The sequence below is a fragment of the Leptospira hartskeerlii genome, from assembly GCF_002811475.1.
Taxonomy (GTDB): Bacteria; Spirochaetota; Leptospiria; order Leptospirales; family Leptospiraceae; genus Leptospira_B; species Leptospira_B hartskeerlii.
In genome coordinates this window covers 444,924-460,855 of record NZ_NPDL01000001.1, presented here as the reverse complement: position 1 = coordinate 460,855, position 15,932 = coordinate 444,924, and the positions used below count along the sequence as shown (strand labels likewise).

Genomic DNA, 15,932 nt, shown 5'->3' with positions numbered 1-15,932 from the left:
TTGTTAGAACATACATTCTGCCATCTCCCTGGCATCGACATAATCGAAGAGGGGAAACTCTGGGACCAAGGAATTCTCCATTGGGAAGAGTTCAGAGAAGTATTAAAAGAAAAAGTAAAGTCCCCAACGGACATGCATTCCAGATTACTTTTGGACTCTCTGGATTTTTCTAGAAAGGAAATGGATAGAAAGAACTGGGATTATTTTTTCTTCGCTCTACCGAACCAACAAAAATGGAGATTATTCCCGATCATCCGAGAAAATCTCCTCTACTTGGATATTGAAACTTCCGGTTTAGGAAGTGGTGACTTCGTGACTGTTGTAGGAACTTATGACGGTAAAGATTTCAAAACATATCTGAGAGGAAGGAACATGGATGATTTTCCGGAAGAACTTTCTTCTTCCCATGTTTTTGTGACTTATAACGGAGCTGCATTCGACGTTCCTTTTTTAGAAAAAGAATTCGGTAAAAAATTTAAGAACCGCCATTTAGATCTAATGTATATTCTTCGAAGCCTCGGGATCAAAGGTGGTTTAAAAGGATGTGAGAAGGCACTCGGTATCAAAAGAGATCTTCCTTACGAAGTCAACGGTGCGGATGCCGTTCGATTGTGGTGGCAGTATGTTCAGTACGACGACCAAGACGCATTGGATCTTCTTTTAAAATATAATAGAGAAGATGTGGTTAACCTGGAACTTTTGTTTATCAAAGCCTATAATTTAAAGATCAAAGAAACTCGCTTTTTCGGAGAAGTGATCCCAGAGTTTTAAGTCTCAGGAGTATCTGCGATCCAACGATAGGTTTCGTAAGGTGGTTCAGTTTCTATAATTTCTACCCAACCCTTATCTATAAACTTACGGACCATAGAGTGTAAGATCGCCATAGCGGTATTATAATATCCTGAATTAGCAACCTTCTCCCCCATCGCTTCCAAAGTTAGTGCGGAAAGATCGTATTCTTTTTCCTTGAGCCTGCGGATCACGCCTCTTTCCAAGATCTGTAATGTTTTATGAAGAAGTTTAATTGCCTTTTGAGGAGATTCAGGTTCTGGTCCATGAGCAGGCAATAATCTGCGGATACTCATTTTAGAGATCCTTTCCAAAGAACGGTAATAATCTTCTAGATTTCCGTCTATTTCCGCATAAATAGAAGATATGTTTTGTAAGACCAAGTCTCCTGTGAAAAAAATATTCTCTTCCAAGATATAAGGAGTGAGATGCCAGAGATTATGACCAGGCGTATGTAAAAATCCGATATCTCTTCCTCCGGCATGGATCACGTCCCCTTCTTCCAATTCTATATCGAATTTTAAAATAGGATCGATTCGAGTTCCTCTACTTAACGTATTTCTTAAGTTTAGATTTCCTTCTTCTATCCTTGTTAATTCTCTTTTTCGATCTTCCGGAACTCTATGGCCTTTGTACACCAATCGTTTAGAAGCTCTGTTGAACATTTCCACATGTTCCAAATAATTTCCGATGCCGGAAGCCATTCCTTTCATCGCATAGAGTTTTGCATCCGTATAATAACGGATCGTAAGAACAGCGCTAAGATGATCCAAATGATTGTGAGTATAGAAGATATGTTTGATCTTATTCAGGCTAAGTCCGATCTTGCGAAGTGCCCTTTGGAGCATTCCTAAATTTGCAAGATAACCCGAATCTATAAGTGCAGGTTCTCCATCAGGAAGAATATAGATATTGTTAGGTGCATAAAACGGCTGTGGGATCTCCGTTTTAAAAATTCCGTCCCCGATTTCTTTTACGTCTGGAATTGAGTCATAGTGATATATTTTCAAACTCGAATTCTCCCTTGTCTAAATCGATCTGCCTAGTCCGTCTTCTAGGAAAATAGGCGACTCCTTTCTCTGCAAGCTTCTAAATTTCCTTTTCGAATATACTCCGAAAGAATTCGGATCGAGTCCAAATTCTCTTTTGCTTCTTCTCCCAGAATTCGTTTAATATGTTTTGTTTCGAACGATGATAGTTTTCCATCGAAGGAACATGCGATACATAATAACCGTAAGCATGCCTTCTTTTCTTCCTTAGATAATTGGGAAACCAAACTTCCGAATGTATCCAGATCATCCAAAGATCCGTTTTGAGAATTCAAACCGAATCCTTTATGCATTTTGATCAGCATGTATTCCAAATTGGGATGAAATACTTGGGTGAATACTACCGAATTCCCGACAGCGGCTAAGAATGCAATCTTCCCTTCTTTACTCAGTTTATCCCTATTTTTTAATATTTCGTCTGTGACTTCTTTCGCTATGATCCTGGAAAGTAATCTGATCCTAAGTTCTTTTAAGATCAGATACATGACAACTCCGTCCCAAATCGCCGTTATAGGAGCGGCAATATAATCTGCATATACTCGTAAGGAGTTTCTGGCTAAAATTTTTCTGAGTACGATCTTAGCGAGCAGGTTAGAAAGTAATACCTTTGTCTTATAAAAGAATGTTCGTATGAGCAAACTTCTTTTGTCTGTGAGTCGTAACGGATCTATTCCCAATAGTTTTAGATCCGGGTCCGGGATTTCCAAAGCCATTCTGGAAAGTAAATTTGCATTTCCTGTTACCAGGTCCGGATCTTCTTCTAATCGGATGCCGGAAAGTTTTGTAAGTTTATATGCAGCCCATAATCCTAATTTATAAAGAAGATAAAATTCTACGATGGTCCCGATTGCAAGTGCTGCTCCCGCATAACTCCATTTTTCTATAAACTCTGGAGAGAATACTTCCGGTGATTCCGGAAAAAGTTTCTCTACTAGGATAATAAAATAAGTAGTCCAAAATCCGATCTGCAATCCTAAGAAGGAAGCCCAGCGTATAATCGTAGTGCTTTTGGGGAAGAAGTCCGGGCTTGGTCCAAGGATTTTTTCCTCTTCCTTCTCCGCATTGACATAATTCCGGAGAATTTTAATGCCCCATTTTTCCAAAACACCTGGTTTATAATCTGAATAAGATTCGGCCCTTGCATTCATTAGAAGGACGATCGGAAACTAAAATCGGAGGCAAGTCAACTCAATGGTGGAACCTCTCGGGGAGTTTTCAGGGTCTAAGTCCAACTGGTTGAGTTTTCGTTCCCAAGATTTCATTCTTGACCATGATTTTCCGAAGATAGATATTAGAATTATGGCGTCCTCTAAACAGTTTATTTCCAAATTATTCCCTGCATTTGTCGGCCTAATCGCCACGGTCGCGGTGCTTGTGTCATGCAACACTGGTGATACCAATAAAGTAGATCTTACTGTTACCGGGACCGACGGTTCCACCTTCCCTATCCAAGGAGAGATCGATAAGGACAAGACATCCAACTGCGGAAGCGCAACTCCTTATTCCAGTTCCAGCAGTGGGACCACGACAGGAACTACTACAAGCACAGGTTCCACTACGAATTTATTTACGATCAATTCCAGGATGTATTTTACCACAGGAGCATTCGTAACCTTGAAATTCGTTTACGATGCGACTCAAAACCAAGGAACAGTAGATGCTCAGCAAGGATTCTCCTTCTCTGGTTTACCTTTATTAGGAATTTCTCCAGTAGTAGCAAACTACGGAAAAATTTTCTGGGGAGGAAGTGGAGTACCTGTGGATACAGGAACTTCGAGCACGCAAGCTCTCTCTTATTTGACTGTCACCTTGGACTTAGTAGGAAACAAAGTAACGACAGGATCCGCAGGCCTTGCCTTGACCCAATGTTATACTACAGACTTTATCAACTGTACTTCTGCTACTTCTTCGAGTATGTGTTATACACAAGATGGTTTAAAATGTTATAATACGAATACTGCAAGTGGTCCTACTGTTTCTATCAAAGGTGATATTAATTGTACAAGTAACGCGATCCCTTCCGGTTCTTCCACTACCGGTCAGTGATCCGAGTTTAACATAGAGCTAAAAGAAAAGCCGCGGTTTGACATCGCGGCTTTTTTGTTTTTAGAGAGCACGTTAAGAAGAAGGTAAACTAACTTTATAAGATCAAACTTCCATTAGTTTGCGGAATTGTTCTTTAACAAGATTGCCTTCGTTGGACTCAGGATAAGATTTTAAGAAGCTCAACAGACCCTCGACGTCCGCTACAAATTCTTCATTCAGACTTCTTCGAATATTATATCGGTTCAGTAAGGATAGAATGACCAAATCGTCGTCCGAGTTCCTTTCATCTTTGGCAAATAAAGAATGAGCCAGTTTTTTATCATTCTTATCCGCAATTTCCAGCAATTTCAAGATCGGATAAGTATATAAACCGTTGCGAAAATCTTTTAGAGGAATTTTTCCCGTTTGGTCTCCGGCCTGGAAATAATCTATAGCATCATCCTGCTTTTGAAATAAGGAACCCAATCGGATCCCAAACTCGTGCAGTTTTTTCCTGGTCTTCTTAGGAATATCTGCCAAAATTCCCGCTGCCTCGGACACCGCTCCGAATAAGGATGCAGTCTTTCCATAGACTACTTTATTATAGATATCTAATGTAATTTTGGGATTTTTTTCCCATTCCATTTGAATGAGTTCGCTAACGGAAAGATCCTTGATCACAGTTGTAAAAAGATCCATAAGATCGGGTGAACCCAAACTGTTTAGATGGTCAATCCCGCAAGCGAGAAGATAATCTCCCGCTAAGATAGAAGTTTTATTTCCAAATTTAGAAGGAACACTTGGCATTCCTCTTCTAGTTTGAGCCTCGTCCACTACATCATCATGAAGAAGACTCGCAGCATGGATCAGCTCTGCAATCGCACCTACGTCGGAGTATTTATCTCCCTTATAGCCGAGGATCCTACAAAGGCAATAATGTAGAATAGGACGGATCCTCTTTCCACCGGACCGGATCGTATACTCTTTGATCTCGGCCAAAATGCGGAGATCTTCGTCTATGATATCTTTTAGTTTTTTATCGAACTTACGGACTAAGAGATCCTTCAATCCTTTTGCTTTCACGCGGGTTTCCTGTTACGACAGTATTTAGAAACGAATTTTTGGCTCAAGCAGTAAAGGACGCGAGGGGAGAAGTTCGGAACCAAATTATGGTCAAGGTTTCCATTTATTGTCTAGTGCGAGAAGATGACGGGAAAGGATCTTTTCCATATCTCTGTCCTCTTTTTTACGGTAGATATGGATCAGGTTGCGGAACATTCTTTTGAGAATTGTCAGACTACTTGCATGAGTGAAATATCTTTCATGAGCCTGGAATCCGTTTGCTTTTAGAAAACGAATACAGGTAGAACGATCCAACATCACGCCGCCATGATAAGAATCTATATAGGTTTGGAATTCCGAAGATTCAAAATGCAATAGAAAATGCAGAGGCATATTTACCCCGTATAAGGGGAGATTTAATCTATGAGCCACTAACAGATAGATTACGGAAAGAGAAATTGGGATCCCTTTTTTAGAAGAGAATACCTTGTGAAGATAAGAATTATTCGGATCTTCGTACTGGTCATGATTTCCACCAAAACCTTCTTCTTGAGAGAGAACTCTGGTTAAAAAGTGCACCTTAACTTCGTCAGAAGCTAGGTCTTCGTTCAGGTCCACTAACTCTTCGACTCGAATTGCGATCTTATCCAGATAAGTCCTGAAATCCAAATAAGAAAGATCTGAATCGATCACTGAAGAAAGGAGGAACACTCCCTCTTCCAGATCGTCGTAATGATTTGGATGACCCTTTTCTGCCAAGATAGAATAACGATAACTGATCCGTTCGGAATGAACTGCCGCACTTACCGAACGCGCAAACACTCTAAGAGTTGGATCTTTTAGCTCGTCAGCAACTTCCTGCACTCGAACTTGCCAAGGGATCATGCTAGCGATCTCTTTTATGATCCTAGATTTATCTTGCAGAGAAGAAAACTCTAACTGATAAAACTTGTCCTCGATCTTGTCCGGAGGAAATGGAACTGTGCCGAAAAAAGAATCGGAGGATTGCATATCTATAAAATCCGATTTCAAAAACGAAAGTCAATTCGGATCTTAAAGATCTAAACAAAAAAGGATGAGCAGTATAAATTAACTATGTCTTCCATCTTTTTCGAACGCACTTGTTCAAGTGATCGGAAAAATTAAATGAGACTTTTGTTATGTTGAGAGAAATGTGGAGGTTAGAAAAATTTCTTTCTCTAACCCGAGAGGATTATGCAGTTACTTGCTCTAATTCTTCCAATGCTTTCTTTTCTTGTTCCGCATTCGGAGGAGTGCCATGCCATCCTGGATTATTTTCCATGAAGGAGACACCTTTTCCTAACACGGTTTCGAAAAGAATAATGGTAGGAGAACCTTTATGAGCTTTTGCCTTTTCGAAAGCGGAAATAATGGATTCAATATTATGACCATCTGCTTCTAATACATTCCATCCGAATGCGGCAAACTTTTTGTTTAGAGGTTCCAGATTCATCACATCTTTGGTGAATCCATCGATCTGGATCCCGTTCTTGTCCATAAACGCAATCAGGTTATCAGTTTTGTAGTGAGCAGCGGATTGCGCCGCTTCCCAGGTCATACCTTCTCCGCATTCTCCATCGGAAATACATGCATAAACTTTGTAGTCTTTTTTAGAAAGTCTCGCTGCTAAAGCGATCCCTACTGAAACGGAAAGTCCTTGGCCCAAAGATCCGGAAGAACTTTCGATCCCTTTTAAATAACGGGTAGAAGGATGTCCCTGTAATCTAGAGTTTATGTTCCTAAAAGTAAGAAGTTCGGACTCAGGAAAAAATCCGGCCTGAGCCATGGCAGCATAACGTACTGCGCATACGTGACCGTTGGAAAGGATCAATCTGTCTCTATCTTCCCAATCCGGATCGGAAGGTTTATGATTTAGGACCTTTTTGTACAATACTGCGTAGATATCCGCAAGTCCTAGAGGGCCTCCCGGGTGACCGGATTTTGCCGCAGCGACCATTTTGATCACGTTCTTACGGATATTATTAGCGAATATTTTGATTTCTTTGGTATCTTCCATGGTTGCAAAGCTCCGTATTAATTCGAACGGAACAAAAACAGTCCCGACAGATAAACGAGTGTGTATAATGGTAGAAAAATAAAATGAAGCTTCCTATGGAATTCTTTTTTTCTAGTCAGCCCAGACCAACCCATGAGTAACATCAGAATAAGTGTAATAGCCGCAACTGCTCTGTGAATGTCTATATACAGTTTATCAACAGTTGCAATAAGACCCGACTGTTCTATCCCTTCCCCCAAATACTTTAAGCCGAGTAGATAAAGCGCAGTCGCCAGATTGAAAAGGATCCCTCCCGAATTAAAAATTCTATGAAGTCGATTGTTCCGAAAACGAAACCAATACCCTGTATAAAAAAATAGGATAGAGAGAGTCATTCCGGTATTGATCAGAAAAAGAGACATCTGTCCAAAAGACAATATTCAAAAGCAGGAGAAAATCCTTTTTAATCGATTGACCCGACAAAATGGTTTCGAAAACTGTCTTTGAACGCTGCCTTAGCTCAATTGGTAGAGCATCTGATTTGTAATCAGACGGTTGTGGGTTCGATTCCTATAGGCAGCTCGTTCATTTTCCGAATAAGATTGACCAGCCACCCTGAGCAAAAATAATGGCTCTCAACAACGGGTAGGTACTCAAGCGGTCAACGAGGGCAGACTGTAAATCTGCTGGCCAAGCCTTCGAAGGTTCGAATCCTTCCCTGCCCAAAAGTTTCTCCTCTCCCCTTAAAACAAAATCCTAATATACTGAAAAATCCAGAAGGTTTTGAGCGACCCGTAGGAAGCGAAAAACCCGCAGGGTGACTGAGCAAAGCGAAGTCAAATTTCAAATCAAACTGCATTTAAATTATCAGAAATAGGGAGCGTAAGCAAACGCGTGCCGAGTCCAAGGATGGACGAAGGCGCGAACCCGGAGTAGCGCGATCTCTCGCGAAGCGAGAGGGTCGCCCGAATAACAAATTCGTGGAACCTCCTTCCCAATCGCGGTCTCATAGGGCACAAGAAAATCCAGGAAAAATTGTAGAATTGATTTTAAAGTGATGCTCGGTATGAACTCCAACGAATTAACTAAAACTTATAAAAACTATTTTCTGAAAGTTGTTACCTTAGCCGTAATAGCTTCGGCCTGCTTTTTGATTGATTGTAAAAAACCTTCCACTTCGGAAGACCAGGCAATCGCAATTATTAATGCAAACATCTTTGATGGAGAAGATCTGATTAAAGATCATACTTTAATCATCAAAGGAAATCGTATCCATTCTATCGGAGGAAATATTCCGGAAGGCGCCAATATTGTAGACGCGAAAGGTGGAATGTTACTGCCAGGTCTAATAGATTCTCATGTTCATACTGATATTGACGGTCTACATGATGCTCTTTTATTCGGAGTGACTACTGAGCTGGAGATGACTGGCCAATGGATGTTTTGGGAACGTTGGCAACTTGCAAATCGGAATGATATTGCAGACATGCGTTCTGCAGGTATGGGGATCACTCCGATTAATGGACATCCTACACAGTACATGAAGCTGAGTAGTAACTGGTTCTTAAAAACATTCTATCGTTATCCATTCGTTTCCACTCCGGAAGAAGCGATCAAATTTGTGGATAAACAAGTAGAAGAAGGTTCCGACTTCATTAAGATCATTATTGAAGATGGTGATACTGTTGGCACGCCAGGACTTCCTGTAATTGATGATGCAACTTTAGTAGCGGCAGTGAATGCAGCTCATCGTCGCGGCAAGATGGCGATCGCTCATGTTACTTCTATTGCTGGAGGACGTAGAGCAATTTCTGCAGGAGTAGACGGCTTGGCACATTTGTTTTTTGACGAAAAGCCGGACAAAGAACTGATCTCCGCAATTAAATCTTCCGGTGCTTTTATTGTACCTACATTGACTACCCTTTCCACTGCCTTTGGAAATAGCCCTAAAACATTGATCGCAGATAAACGAGTCAGCTCAAAGTTGAGCAAGGAATGGTTAGAAGCTCTTTCCAAAAATATGAATGTTTATCCGAAAGGAAAATTGAAAGATTCTTATGAAAGTGTAATGGCTCTTCATAAAGAAGGTATAGATATATTGGCAGGCAGTGATGTCTCCGAACCGATTGCAGATCTTGGAGGACTCGCTCATGGTGCAAGTCTTCATCACGAATTGCAGTTATTGGTGGAAGCAGGATTCAAACCAATAGAGGCATTACGTGCTGCGACTTCCGTCCCTGCGCGAAGATTTAGTCTGAATGATCGTGGTAGAATTTTTCAAGGTGCAAGAGCTGACTTAATGTTGGTAGATGGAAATCCTCTCCGGAATATTTCGGATACTTTATCGATTCGTAATGTTTGGCGCGCAGGTGCTCAGCAGTAAATTCGAGTAATTCTCTTAATTCTTATTCCAAATCACATAAGAAGGTTTTACTGAAACCACAAAATATCTGTCCTTCATGCGGATCTCAGCATAAGCGCGATTTAGAATTTTACGATATACTATATATTCCAAATTCCAAGGACCAGGCTCGGAAGAAGGACCCAAAACTTTTGCAAGTGCGGGCTCTCCATTCGATTCGGATTCTGATCCGTTTTTCCAGATCCATTTTACTGCAAGAGGAAGATAAGCAGGATCAGCAAATGCAAAACTTGCTTCTTCCTCTTCTTCCGCTACGATAGATAGTAATGTTTCCAAACTTCCTGGAGAAACCTCTTTGCAGAACTGAGGTTGGATCGAAGGAGTTCCGAAGAATGGCCTGCGTATTACCTTACATAAATATTTTGCTCTGTCAGGAACTACAAGATCCGCTTCTTTATCTCGTGCATCCCAAAATGGAAACTTATTCCTGCCCTCTGGAGGGATAAGTTTATTCAGAATATCTGCTGATTCCGAATCTTCTTCAGAGTCATCGTCTTTGTCCGTAGCCTTTGCACCGACTTGTTTTAAGAATAGATCAATTGCTTCTCTGCCCCCGCCTTCAAGTGCATAAGCAAATACCGGGTCAGGATTTTCTCTCATCAAAATTTTGAGAGCAGGCAAATACGCTTGTATCCAATCCCAATTACCCGACTGGCAGATCTTCTTCATTAATATTTCGGATTCATCACCTGCGTTGAAAGAATCTCCGATCATTGTGCAGGCTTCTTTTTTTCTATCCATGAGCAGCAGATTTTTTGCAGTCTCCCATTTTCCTCTTTTGGAAGAAGCATAGGTACCGCTTGTTAGAAAATATCTGGTGCTGGATTCGAATTTTCCGTTTTGTCTTAGGAACTTTGCGTATAAAAATAAAAGATCCGATTTAGATTCGTTACTTAATTCTTTAAATCTTCCGGATAAAAATACTCTTTTATACGGTGTTCCTTTTCCGGATTGTATGGAAGATCCCACCCAAAGTGGAAGAGCCTCGTCTTTCGTGAGCACATCTTTGGAGAATAGATAGAAGAATACATTATCCCATCCTTCAAAATCTTTTTGTTTCATTTTGAGAGAATAACAAAGACGGATCAAAGAATGATTTTCTTTTTTGGATAATACTCTGTAAGGATCCGGAGGAGTCGGTTGTATCAACTCTCCTGTTTCCGGATGCACTGTCGGTTCAGGCGGTTCCCAAACTGGAGTTTCTTTAGAGCAAGAATTTATGACCGCTAACAAGGAGAATGGCGTGACTCCTAATCCATCTGAAAGCGTTTTTACAAGAGAAGACCATTCTCCCTTTTTATTTTTTAAACTTCCTGCTCTTGTTTGGTATTGGATAGCAGGAATGTATTTATTAAATTTTTCGTATAAAAAGTAAAGCCTGGAAGATGCAGTTTTCCTAAAGTCTCCTGTGCCGGAAGATCGAACTACTTCTTCGTATAATGGGATCGCGAATACGGGAGAAAGTTTTTCCAACTCATAAGCTTCTTCGTAAGAAACTGCGAAGCTCAAACTCGGAAAAAAAGAAAATGTTAGAAAGAAAAGAACAACGTTCTTCCTTTTAGAAAACATTCTTCAAAAGCTCCTGTTTTGCATCCGATTTATGCGTCAGAGGACAGGTTTCCGCAGGAAGATGAGAAGGATGAAATAGTTCGCTTACCTTTTTAGGACAGTCGGGTCCGGGAAGTTTTCCGGATTCAGGACAAATTTCCATACTCACCGCTCTTTGGGAGTATTGGTATTTTTTTCTTTCTTCTTTATCGCCTGATTCCGCTGAATCGAATAGTTTAGCGATCGTTCCCCATAAAGGAGCTGCAATTGTTCCGCCTAACGCAGAAGTCCCCATTCCGAACCCTGGAGAATCGTAACCCAACCATACTGCCATAGAAATTCCAGGTCTTACTCCTACAAACCAAGCGTCTCTATGCTCGTTTGTAGTACCGGTTTTTCCTGCGACTTCTCCCCTGTATCCTGTATTTCGGACACCTGCATGATTTGCGCTTCCATGTAGTAGGTCCACCATGATCTCAGCAGTAGGAGGTGAGATCGCTTTTCTAGTTTGGGGCCATTTTAAATTGAATTCGTCCTGGTCTTTTCTTTGGTAAACCACGTTACCCACTCTATCTACCACTTTTTCGATCAAATGAGGTCGCACTATATTTCCATCGTTCGCAAATGCAGAATATGCAGAAGCCATTTCCAGTGGAGAAAGTTCCAAGGAGCCCAATGCCAAGGAAAGATCTCGCCTAAATCTGTTTTTCAGAACTTTCTCTTCCGGAAAGAAAAACCGTTCAAACGCAGTTGAGATCTCGCCTAACCCTAGTTTTTCGGCTATTTGAACCGCTGCAGTATTTTTGGATTTTGCAAGTGCAACTCTAAGAGAAATATCTCCATCGTATTGGTTTCCGATATTCTCAGGCATCCAATTCGAGACAGAGTTCTTATAGATCAAAGGCGCATCTAAAATATGTGTCGCTGGATTTGCGATCCCAGAATCAATCGCTTCCGAATACAGGATCGGCTTGATCGTAGATCCTGTTTGTCTGTACATTCCAGTGGCTCTCGGAAATTGGTTGTCCGATTTAAATTCCGTTCCTCCATGTAAAAGAAGAACATCTCCAGTTTGAGGATCCACAGCTACGACAGCCGCCTGTAGCCCGCTGTCACCTCCGGTCGCAAATCGATCCGTATCTATAAATAATTCCAATGCGGGAGAAAGGTCCGCGACTAAATTGCGGAAAGGGTTTACGTCCGAATTTTTACCATTCTCCGTAAGTCGGTTTCGTCTAACCTGTCCGCTTTTTAAAAGATTTTCCACATGTGTTTTGACAACCTTTTGTAACTCGGCCTGAACAGGTTGAGAAATTGTGGTGTAAACTGAAAATCCTCCGCTTTCGTATATATTCGTATCCGGATACATTGTTTGGAGGAATTTTCTGACATGTTCAGTCACGTAAGGAGAATCATCCTTACGATTTCCATAGACCGTCTCTCCAGGGGAACGTGTATTAAATGCTTGGTAAATCTCTTGAATAGTAGGTCTTAGATCTTCTTTTAATGCGCCGTCATTCTCAAGAGATCTCAATATCGCCTCTACTCTTCCGGCAGATAGATCAGGATTTTTTAATGGAGAAAAACGGTTGGGAGCGGAAGCCAAAGAAGCGAGAACGATCATCTCCGATACATTCAAGTCTTTCGGTTTTTTTCCGAAATAGAACTCGGATGCGCTAGCAAAGCCGAAGGCACCATGACCTAAATACACATTATTCATATAATGTAATAGGATTTTTTCTTTGTCTAAGGAAGATTCCAAAGCGTAGGCAAGTTGTGCTTCTTTCAACTTTCTTCCTAAACTTTTTTCACGATCGTTTAAAAGGATACGAGCCAACTGTTGGGTAATTGTAGAAGCACCCTGTTTAAATCGAAGACTGATTATATTTACAAAAAAAGCACGAAGCACGGAAGAATAATGGATTCCTCCATGAGAGAAAAAGCTTCGATCTTCTACAAGAAGCACCATTCTTTTCAGATTCTCAGGATAAGCTTCCCATTCTAAATTACTTGTCTTCTTGCCGAAAATTTCGGAGACCTTTCTTCCATCTCTATCATAAATGACGGTCGGTTGATGAATATAAAAAATACTTAATAGACCGGGGACTTCTGCTTCTCTTTGAATGACTCCCATCCAGAAAAAGATCAGGAATACTAATGCCAGAGGCAAAGGTATCAGAACGAGCCAGATATTCGGGCGGAATTTAGGAAATTGGAACCTTCTACCCTTCTCTAATAATCTTTCCGACAAAGTTTTGATAGGACGATGGAATGCGGTAGGCGACTCAGTTTCGGTCCTCACCTTTTGGAACCAAGGACGATCTTCCGAAGAATTTTTAGACCGGGACTCTTTCCAATTTTCCCATTTAGTTTGTAAACCTTCCAAGAAGCCCGCAAGAGGAGATTCTTTCGGAACTTCTTTTTGGATAGGATGAACAATAGGTCTTTCTCTTTCCTGATATGTTGGAGTTCCAACAGGAACAACCGGCATCTCCTCTATGGGAGATGGTTTTTCTTCTATAGTTTCAATTGGAGAAGATACGTATTTGACTAATGCCTTCTGGCCGCAGCGATAACAGGTGAGTTTAAAAACAGTCCCTGTAGGAACTCCTTCAGGCAGCCTGGAAATGGTTCCGCAAGAAAGGCATTCAAACTTGGATTCTGTAAGAGTGCGGACCTTGGTTTCCAACATCTCTATTAATGTCGGAGAGATCCGCTAACCCTACAAGCAAGAAAGTGTTATGGCACCGGTTTTCTTTCGGTGATTACCAGGAAATCAGCCAATTTCCAATCTTCTTCTTGAAAACTTTTGCCTTCTTCAGAAGGGAAAATGCTGACCGTCAAAACATTCAGGCCCATCTGTTTCAGCCTATATGTCAGTCCTAAACTTCTATCAGAATGAAATCTTCCGTTCACATGCACTATCTTTCTTTTTAATAAAAAGTAGGCCTGCGCAATGGAGTCTGCCATAGAAGCGTCCCAAACATATTGAGCATCAATAAACTTTTGCGCATCGGGAGAAAATCCTGTAGGAGCGTGTTCTGCGATCATTGCGGAAAGTAGTTCTTCATATTCTTTTTGTCTGAATAAATTATAAGTATATCTAGGAGGAAGAAAAGGAGATCTGATCTTATATAAAGAATCCAATCCTTGGTGAGATACAAGGTTCACATATTTTCTGGGAGCGTTAGCCGCAAGCACTGGAAGAGTTTTTTCTTTCGCAAAAGACACCATCGGATGATAATCCGTTTGATAATTCGGCCAAAATTTTCCCGAATTCAAAAAGCCTCTTTCGGTGATCTCTCCCTTGCAGTATTCATCCACGGATCTTTGCTGATCCTTCTCCAACATCTCTAAGGAAAGAAGTGTAGAATATGCCGAAGCCATTTTTTTGAAAGCCTCTAATTTCCAAGCATGTCCCACCTTATCATTATGCTCTTCTCCAAAAATTATGACGTCCGCATCTTTCGCCTTTTCGATGATAGACGAAAGTTCGACCTTGGACTTACTTTTTGAATCGTAAATTTCAGGATTAAAAGTTTGGGAGAATAATACAGAAGGAAAAAGAAGAAGGAAAAAGAAAATACGAAACAGCATGAAACTTAGTTTGGAAATCGAAAGAAAAAAGAAAAGACTTAAACGACTATCAAAAAACCGGAAATCGATCGACAAGGATGCAAATGATTAGACATTCTACCTGCTTTTGAAGAGGTGAAAATGAATACGGAAACGATTACTATCAAAACGGCTCATGGAGAAATGCAAACATTCGTAGCCTATCCGGATTCTTTTCCTTCTCCTTGTATTTTAGTATTACAAGAAGCTTTTGGAGTAAACGATCATATCAAAGATGTTGTGGTCCGATTTGCGAAAGAAGGTTATCTTGCAGTTGCTCCGGAACTTTATTATAGAACTGCACCTCCGGGATTTGCAGGAAGTTACGAAGACTTCATGGCATTAAAACCTCATTTCAGCCAACTGACTCCTGAAAATTTACAATCAGATCTGAATGCTGTCCTGGATTGGATCAAAACGAATCCTAAAAGTATTCCGGATCGAATCGCAAGTATCGGTTATTGTTTGGGAGGATGGGTTTCCTTTTTGGCGAATTCAATTTACACTTTCAAGGCTGCTATTTCGTATTACGGATCCAGAATTGTGCAAACTTCGGAAGAATATTCTCCCAAACAAAACGCACCTTTACTTTTAGTCTGGGCTGGCAAAGATAGAAGTGTAAAACAAACGCATATTGCTGCGATTTCCGAATTACTAAAGAGATCTGGAAAAAATTTCGTGGAGTTGTTTTTTTCAGAAGCAGAGCATGGATTCTTCTGCGATGCAAGAGCGGCGTATCATAAGACTTCTGCCGCTCAAGCCTGGGCAATCACATTAGCTTTTCTGAAAGAACATTTGTAGGAATTCCTACATTGTACGATAAAACCGATGTTGGAACTCCAACAAACGACTTTATTTTAAATTTTTCTCAATTTCATCCGTGACTTCTTTGCTATCCGGTTCTGTTCCGGAACGAAATCTCGCCACGATCTTACCGGCAGGAGAGATCAGGAACTTTTCGAAATTCCATTTTACATCGCCCGGGTCCGGAGAAGAAGAAGTGAGATAAGTATAGAGAGGATGTTGGTCTTCTCCCTTTACTGAGATCTTGGACATCATATCAAAGGTTGCACCTTTTTTCACTCTGCAGAATTGTTCTATCTCTGCATCGCTACCGGGTTCTTGAGAGAGAAAATTATTCGCAGGAAAGCCTACAATCTCGAAGCCCTTCTCCTTATATTTTTTGTATACCTTTTCCAAGTTTTTGTATTGGTAGGTATACCCACATTTAGAAGCAACATTTACGATGAGTAGAGTTTTGCCTTTGTATTTGGAAAGAGTCACATCCTTTCCTTTGATATCCTTCACAGTAAAATCATAAACCGCTTTAGGCGCGGCAAATAGAGAAGAAGAAATAATCAATAAGGAAAGAAAGATCAAAACGGATTTGAGAGCCATAGTGGAA

Annotated in this window: 14 protein-coding genes and 2 tRNA genes; 6 read left to right on the top strand and 10 right to left on the bottom strand. The window is 40.8% G+C overall.

The features are described from left to right. Entirely contained in the window at positions 1-771 is a 771-nt protein-coding gene (locus CH352_RS02115) for a ribonuclease H-like domain-containing protein (RefSeq protein ID WP_100706386.1), read from the top strand. On the opposite strand, the gene CH352_RS02110 is transcribed toward CH352_RS02115, so the two are convergent. Together CH352_RS02110 and CH352_RS02105 are read right to left on the bottom strand one after the other, a co-directional pair. Then, positions 768-1,799: an MBL fold metallo-hydrolase gene (locus CH352_RS02110; protein WP_100706387.1), complete on the bottom strand. Its 1,032-nt coding sequence runs from the start codon at positions 1,797-1,799 to the stop codon at positions 768-770. The two genes, CH352_RS02115 and CH352_RS02110, sit on opposite strands and share 4 nt — an antisense overlap. Positions 1,800-1,843: 44 nt before the next feature. Continuing rightward, complete coding sequence (locus CH352_RS02105; protein ID WP_100706388.1) at positions 1,844-2,986, bottom strand: LBF_2804 family protein; 1,143 nt, start codon at positions 2,984-2,986, stop codon at positions 1,844-1,846. 151 nt (positions 2,987-3,137) lie between these two features. Here CH352_RS02105 and CH352_RS02100 point away from each other — a divergent pair, with 151 nt between their 5' ends. Beyond that, positions 3,138-3,884: an LIC10920 family plasminogen-binding lipoprotein gene (locus CH352_RS02100; RefSeq protein WP_100706585.1), complete on the top strand. Its 747-nt coding sequence runs from the start codon at positions 3,138-3,140 to the stop codon at positions 3,882-3,884. Between the two features lie 102 nt (positions 3,885-3,986). On the opposite strand, the gene CH352_RS02095 is transcribed toward CH352_RS02100, so the two are convergent. The 4 genes from CH352_RS02095 to CH352_RS02080 all read right to left on the bottom strand — a co-directional run bounded on the left by CH352_RS02095 (position 3,987) and on the right by CH352_RS02080 (position 7,364). Next, positions 3,987-4,946: a polyprenyl synthetase family protein gene (locus CH352_RS02095; RefSeq protein WP_100706389.1), complete on the bottom strand. Its 960-nt coding sequence runs from the start codon at positions 4,944-4,946 to the stop codon at positions 3,987-3,989. A gap of 90 nt (positions 4,947-5,036) precedes the next feature. Further along, positions 5,037-5,936 carry a transglutaminase-like domain-containing protein gene (locus CH352_RS02090; RefSeq protein ID WP_165780162.1) on the bottom strand — a complete coding sequence of 300 codons (900 nt, stop codon included), beginning with the start codon at positions 5,934-5,936 and terminating at the stop codon, positions 5,037-5,039. A gap of 202 nt (positions 5,937-6,138) precedes the next feature. Next, positions 6,139-6,963, bottom strand: a complete 825-nt coding sequence (locus CH352_RS02085; RefSeq protein WP_100706391.1) for a transketolase — start codon at positions 6,961-6,963, stop codon at positions 6,139-6,141. 17 nt (positions 6,964-6,980) lie between these two features. Next, on the bottom strand, positions 6,981-7,364 hold the full coding sequence (locus CH352_RS02080; protein ID WP_008593265.1) for a hypothetical protein: 384 nt from the start codon (positions 7,362-7,364) through the stop codon (positions 6,981-6,983). An 87-nt stretch (positions 7,365-7,451) separates the two neighbouring features. Here CH352_RS02080 and CH352_RS02075 point away from each other — a divergent pair. The 3 genes from CH352_RS02075 to CH352_RS02065 all read left to right on the top strand — a co-directional run bounded on the left by CH352_RS02075 (position 7,452) and on the right by CH352_RS02065 (position 9,325). Next, positions 7,452-7,524 (top strand) — tRNA-Thr (locus CH352_RS02075). A gap of 61 nt (positions 7,525-7,585) precedes the next feature. Then, a tRNA-Tyr gene (locus tag CH352_RS02070) sits at positions 7,586-7,667 on the top strand. Between the two features lie 341 nt (positions 7,668-8,008). Further along, positions 8,009-9,325 (top strand): amidohydrolase family protein, encoded by a 1,317-nt coding sequence (locus tag CH352_RS02065; RefSeq protein ID WP_100706586.1) that lies wholly within the window; start codon positions 8,009-8,011, stop codon positions 9,323-9,325. Positions 9,326-9,340: 15 nt separating this feature from the next. On the opposite strand, the gene CH352_RS02060 is transcribed toward CH352_RS02065, so the two are convergent. From CH352_RS02060 to CH352_RS02050, 3 genes are read right to left on the bottom strand one after another with little or no spacing between them, the layout of a single operon-like run. Further along, positions 9,341-10,933, bottom strand: a complete 1,593-nt coding sequence (locus tag CH352_RS02060) for a hypothetical protein (RefSeq protein WP_100706392.1) — start codon at positions 10,931-10,933, stop codon at positions 9,341-9,343. Beyond that, on the bottom strand, positions 10,923-13,604 hold the full coding sequence (locus CH352_RS02055) for a transglycosylase domain-containing protein (RefSeq protein ID WP_100706393.1): 2,682 nt from the start codon (positions 13,602-13,604) through the stop codon (positions 10,923-10,925). The genes CH352_RS02060 and CH352_RS02055 overlap by 11 nt, the downstream gene beginning before the upstream one ends. A gap of 47 nt (positions 13,605-13,651) precedes the next feature. Beyond that, a complete protein-coding gene (locus tag CH352_RS02050; RefSeq protein WP_100706394.1) occupies positions 13,652-14,509 on the bottom strand; it encodes a ChaN family lipoprotein in 858 nt (285 codons plus the stop codon). Between the two features lie 120 nt (positions 14,510-14,629). Between CH352_RS02050 and CH352_RS02045 the strand changes: the two genes are divergently transcribed. After that, positions 14,630-15,328, top strand: a complete 699-nt coding sequence (locus tag CH352_RS02045; RefSeq protein WP_100706395.1) for a dienelactone hydrolase family protein — start codon at positions 14,630-14,632, stop codon at positions 15,326-15,328. A 51-nt stretch (positions 15,329-15,379) separates the two neighbouring features. Here CH352_RS02045 and CH352_RS02040 read toward each other — a convergent pair whose 3' ends face one another. Further along, the gene (locus CH352_RS02040) at positions 15,380-15,925 is read right to left on the bottom strand and encodes a glutathione peroxidase (RefSeq protein WP_100706587.1); all 546 of its coding nucleotides are present in this window, start codon (positions 15,923-15,925) and stop codon (positions 15,380-15,382) included. Positions 15,926-15,932 lie beyond the last annotated feature (7 nt).

What these genes read in the sequence shown, in the direction of transcription:
- CH352_RS02050 (WP_100706394.1), bottom strand. Translation starts at nt 14,509, where the DNA reads ATGCTGTTTCGTATTTTCTTTTTCCTTCTTCTTTTTCCTTCTGTATTA.
- CH352_RS02040 (WP_100706587.1), bottom strand. Translation starts at nt 15,925, where the DNA reads ATGGCTCTCAAATCCGTTTTGATCTTTCTTTCCTTATTGATTATTTCT.
- CH352_RS02085 (WP_100706391.1), bottom strand. Translation starts at nt 6,963, where the DNA reads ATGGAAGATACCAAAGAAATCAAAATATTCGCTAATAATATCCGTAAG.
- CH352_RS02065 (WP_100706586.1), top strand. Translation starts at nt 8,009, where the DNA reads ATGAACTCCAACGAATTAACTAAAACTTATAAAAACTATTTTCTGAAA.
- CH352_RS02100 (WP_100706585.1), top strand. Translation starts at nt 3,138, where the DNA reads ATGGCGTCCTCTAAACAGTTTATTTCCAAATTATTCCCTGCATTTGTC.
- CH352_RS02060 (WP_100706392.1), bottom strand. Translation starts at nt 10,933, where the DNA reads ATGTTTTCTAAAAGGAAGAACGTTGTTCTTTTCTTTCTAACATTTTCT.
- CH352_RS02080 (WP_008593265.1), bottom strand. Translation starts at nt 7,364, where the DNA reads ATGTCTCTTTTTCTGATCAATACCGGAATGACTCTCTCTATCCTATTT.
- CH352_RS02045 (WP_100706395.1), top strand. Translation starts at nt 14,630, where the DNA reads ATGAATACGGAAACGATTACTATCAAAACGGCTCATGGAGAAATGCAA.
- CH352_RS02105 (WP_100706388.1), bottom strand. Translation starts at nt 2,986, where the DNA reads ATGAATGCAAGGGCCGAATCTTATTCAGATTATAAACCAGGTGTTTTG.
- CH352_RS02055 (WP_100706393.1), bottom strand. Translation starts at nt 13,604, where the DNA reads ATGTTGGAAACCAAGGTCCGCACTCTTACAGAATCCAAGTTTGAATGC.
- CH352_RS02090 (WP_165780162.1), bottom strand. Translation starts at nt 5,936, where the DNA reads ATGCAATCCTCCGATTCTTTTTTCGGCACAGTTCCATTTCCTCCGGAC.